Here is a 3839-nt window from a genome sequence, read left to right on the forward strand (position 1 = left end):
GAGACAGCCCCTGCCGTGCTCCCCGCCTTCCTCCACGGCCGCCGCTGAGTCCCGGGCCCACCGGGTGCCACCTCCGGAGGGCTCCGCGGCACCGCGGAGCCCTCCGGGCATCAAGGGCCGGCCGTGTGGTCGGGGTGGCCCCTGGTGCGGCGGTTCTCCTTCATCCGGGCTTCGTACAGGTGCCGTCTGCCGTCCGCGAGACCCTGCCTGACCTGCTCCTCCACGGCGGCGAACGGCCGGTAGTACGTCGCGTCGTACGCCTCGGCGATCTGGAAGGTCCAATGGCCGGGAATGACGTTGCGGCCCAGGATCTCCCGCTCCACCACGTCGGCGTACTCGCTGTGGCCCGACTCGCGCAGCAGCCGTACGGCATCGTCCAGCTGCAGGTCGGCGTGACCGGTGAGCTGGTGGAACGAGTACAGGTGGCCGCGGGCCCGCTCGGTCGTCTCCAGTGCCTCCGACAGTTTTCCCAGGGCATCCAGGGCGGTGTCGCTCATACCGGGAGGCGGCCGGTGCTCGAGGTCGGGGCCCGGCCGCTCCGTCTCGTCGTACGCGTTGCTCATAGGCACCGTGTGCCCCGGCAGCCCCTCCGCACCACCTGCCGAACGAGTGGGGCGGCGCGGGCGCCGGCGCACGGCCGTCAGTGCCGCCGGTTCAGCAGGCGCTGCCCCGCAGACAGCGCGGGTCCGACCCCGGGGCGGCGGCCGCGCAGCGCCGCGCGGGCCGCGTTGGCGCCCGGCGCCCCGTGTACGCCGCCGCCGGGATGGGCGGAGGACGACGCGAGGTACAGGCCCGGCACGGGGGTCTCGGGCCGCCCGGTCCCCGGGACCGGGCGGAACACCCACTGCTGGTGCAGCCCCGTCGTGCCGCCGTTGATGGCGCCGCCCCGAAGATTCGCGTCCAGCGCCTCGAGACGCGGCGGGCCCAGCACCCGCCGCGCGCGGATCGTGTCCCTGAAGCCCGGTGCGAAGCGCTCCACCACGGCCTCCATGCGGTCCGCCATGCGCCGCTGGTCGTCGTCGTCCCAGGCCCCGGTGATCCCGTCCGGCCCGGCGTCCCCGGAGACGCGCTGGGGTACACGGGTGTACGCCCACGCCGATTCCGTACCGGCGGGGGAGCGGGCGCCGTCCGCGGTGGTCATCTGGCCAAGCACCAGGAACGGCCGGTCCGGGACGCGCCGCATGGCGATCTGCGCGGCGAGGCGGCGGCCAGCGGATAGAAGGAGCTGAACAGGTCGTTCACGTAGTCCGGGTGGACACCGCGGTCGCTGCGCACGGCGCCGCCCGGTTCGTCCTGGGCCTCCAGGACCTCGACCGACCAGCCCGCGTCGGCGAGCAGATTGGCGGCGACGAGCCCGTTCGGGCCCGCCCCGATGACGACGGCGTCCGGCATCAGCCACCTCCTGCTGCGCTCGCTGCGTGCGGGGTCGGTGCCCGGTGCCCGGTGCCCGGCGGGTGCCGGGTGTGCCGGGTGCGCGGCCGGTGCCGGGCGCGCCGTTCGCGCGGCCGGTGCGGGGTGCTCCGCTCGCACGGCTGGAGGGCGGTGCGCGGCGGGTACCGGGAGCCGGGTGCCGTTCCGTGTCCTCCCGCGGCGCCGAACCCGTGGCCCACGTCGGTTCCTGGAGCGCGCTCACACCGGGCCGGCGACGGCCGGGGCCACCGGCTCCCTGCGCGGGCGCTCCTCGACGACCCCGGCCAGCTTGCGCAGCATGCGGCGGTGCCGCAGCTGGATCACCGCCTCGAAGGCGGTGTTGTGCAGCCGGCCGCCGGGGCCGTGCAGCGGGTGCTCGTCGACGATGACGAGGGTGCCTGCACCCCAGGGCCGGACCTCGATGGCGATACGGGCCGAACCCGCCCAGCCGCTCTTCGCCTCCAGCTCCAGCCAGCGCGGGCGCTCCATACGGCGTACGACGGTGGACCCCTCGAACCGCGCCGGACCGAGGCCGACCACATAGCGGATCGAGGACCCCACCTCGGGCCAGGTGCCCTCCCGCTCGTAGGAGTCGGTCGTACCGACCACCCAGTCGGAGTACTTCGAACCGTCACAGAGGACCGCCCACACGTCCTCGGGCGGTCGCTCGATCACCTGATGCCGCACAGCCATGTCCGCTCCGATGCCCTGCGAGGGGCCCGAGGGCCCGGGTTCCGACCAGAAACCACCGTGCCGGCACTCGGCGGAACGTCAGGCGGACGGCCCCGCGCGGCCTCCGGCGGCGCGCAGACACCAGTAACCGCTGACGGGGGCGCCAAACGTGCCTTCCCGTCGTGCTGCCGCCCCTCGGCCCCGCGCCCCGCCATCCCGGCCCTTCCCCGGCCGGACCGGCGAGCCCGCGCCCGCGCCCGCGCCCGGGCGCCCCGCGCTCCGGCGACGCCCGAACGGCCGCGTTTTCCTCCGCCGCGCGGCGGGAACCCGCCCGCCATGCTTCCGTACCGCCGCCCTCTCGTGGACCGTACTGCCGCGCTTCTGTTCCAGGGATACGCATGGCTGCCCGACCGTGTCCGGAACACCGCCGAACCCCTCGTGCGGGTCCGGATGGCGGGCAGGCACACCGTCGCCCTGCGCGGGCCAGAAGCCGTGCGCTTCTTCTACGACGAACGGCACGTCCGCCGGCACGGGGCCGTCCCCGAGCGGGTCCGGAGCACGCTGTCCGGCCACGGCGCCGTCCACACCCTGGACGGCGAGGCGCACCGCACCCGCAAGGCGATGTTCCTGCACCTGCTCACCGACACCGCGAGGATCGCGGACCTCGTCGAGGAGGTCTCCGCCGCCTGGGAGGAGGCCGTCGCCGGGTGGACCGGCCGTGACGAAGTCGTGCTCTTCGACGAGTCCGCCGTCGTGCTGACGCGCGCGGTGTGCCGGTGGGCCGGTGTCCCGCTGGCGGATGCCGAGACGGAACCACTGGCCAGGGACCTGGTGGCGATGGTCGACGGCTTCGCCACCCCCGGGCCCCGTCACTGGCGAGCCCGCACGGCCCGGGTGCGGCGCGAGGAGTGGCTGGGACGCCTGGTCCAGGGCGTACGGCTGGGCAGGATCAGTGTCCCGCCCGGCTCGGTCCTCGACACGGTCACCCGCCACCACGACTCTGAGGGCCGGCTGCTCGACCCGCGCACGACCGCGGTGGAACTGCTCAACATCATCCGCCCGACGGTCGCCGTCAGCTGGTTCGTCACCTTCGCCGCGCACGCCATGCACCGCTGGCCCGACAACCGCAAGCAGCTGTGGACGGACGACGCCGCGTTCGCCGCGGCCTTCGTCCACGAGGTCCGCCGTTTCTACCCCTTCGCGCCGTTCTCGGCCGGGCGGGCCGCGGCCGACCTCACCTGGCGCGGCCGGTACATCCCCGCGGGCTCCATGATCCTGCTGGACCTGTACGGGCAGAACCACGACGAGGGCCTGTGGGGCGATCCGTACGCCTTCCGGCCGAAGCGCTTTCTCGAGCGGCCCGTCGAGCGCGACGAACTCGTCCCCCAGGGGGGCGGGGACCCGGCCACCGGTCACCGTTGCCCCGGCGAGGAGATCACCATCGCCCTGCTGGAGGCACTGTCGCTGCGGCTGGCCCGCCTGGAGTACGAGGTCCCCGAACAGGACCTGCGCATCCCCCTGCGGCGCATCCCGACCCGCCCGCGCAGCGGCTTCCGCATGACCCGGGTCCGCGTCCCGGCCGAACCCGCCCCGCTGGAACCGGCCGGGCCGGCCTGACCCGCCGTGCTCGCCTGATTCGAAAATCCCCCGTCTCGTGTCCGTAGTCGCTGGTCAGGCAGCTCCTTCTGCTTGGAGGGTCACTTGGTAGCCGAGTTGGTTGAGCTGGCTCACCAGGCGTCGGGTCTGCCTGGCCCGGC

4 protein-coding genes and 1 pseudogene are annotated in these 3839 nt (G+C 74.5%); 1 reads left to right on the forward strand and 4 read right to left on the reverse strand.

Features of this window, described 5'->3' with window-relative positions; translation table 11 throughout:
* Positions 1-110: 110 nt before the first annotated feature.
* The 4 genes and pseudogenes from GUY61_RS35890 to GUY61_RS35900 form a co-directional block, all read right to left on the reverse strand.
* On the reverse strand, positions 111-563 hold the full coding sequence (locus GUY61_RS35890) for a hypothetical protein (protein WP_166634490.1): 453 nt from the start codon (positions 561-563) through the stop codon (positions 111-113).
* A 77-nt stretch (positions 564-640) separates the two neighbouring features.
* Positions 641-1204 (reverse strand): annotated as a pseudogene (locus GUY61_RS35895) (phytoene desaturase family protein); the annotation flags it as partial.
* Positions 1138-1392 carry an FAD-dependent oxidoreductase gene (locus GUY61_RS42030; protein ID WP_398958139.1) on the reverse strand — a complete coding sequence of 85 codons (255 nt, stop codon included), beginning with the start codon at positions 1390-1392 and terminating at the stop codon, positions 1138-1140. The pseudogene GUY61_RS35895 and the gene GUY61_RS42030, both read right to left, overlap by 67 nt.
* Positions 1393-1629: 237 nt before the next feature.
* Entirely contained in the window at positions 1630-2103 is a 474-nt protein-coding gene (locus GUY61_RS35900) for an SRPBCC family protein (RefSeq protein WP_166634491.1), read from the reverse strand.
* 315 nt (positions 2104-2418) lie between these two features.
* Between GUY61_RS35900 and GUY61_RS35905 the strand changes: the two genes are divergently transcribed.
* Positions 2419-3699, forward strand: a complete 1281-nt coding sequence (locus tag GUY61_RS35905; RefSeq protein WP_166634492.1) for a cytochrome P450 — start codon at positions 2419-2421, stop codon at positions 3697-3699.
* Positions 3700-3839 lie beyond the last annotated feature (140 nt).

Source organism: Streptomyces sp. GC420, from assembly GCF_009916105.1.
Classification (GTDB): Bacteria; Actinomycetota; Actinomycetes; order Streptomycetales; family Streptomycetaceae; genus Streptomyces.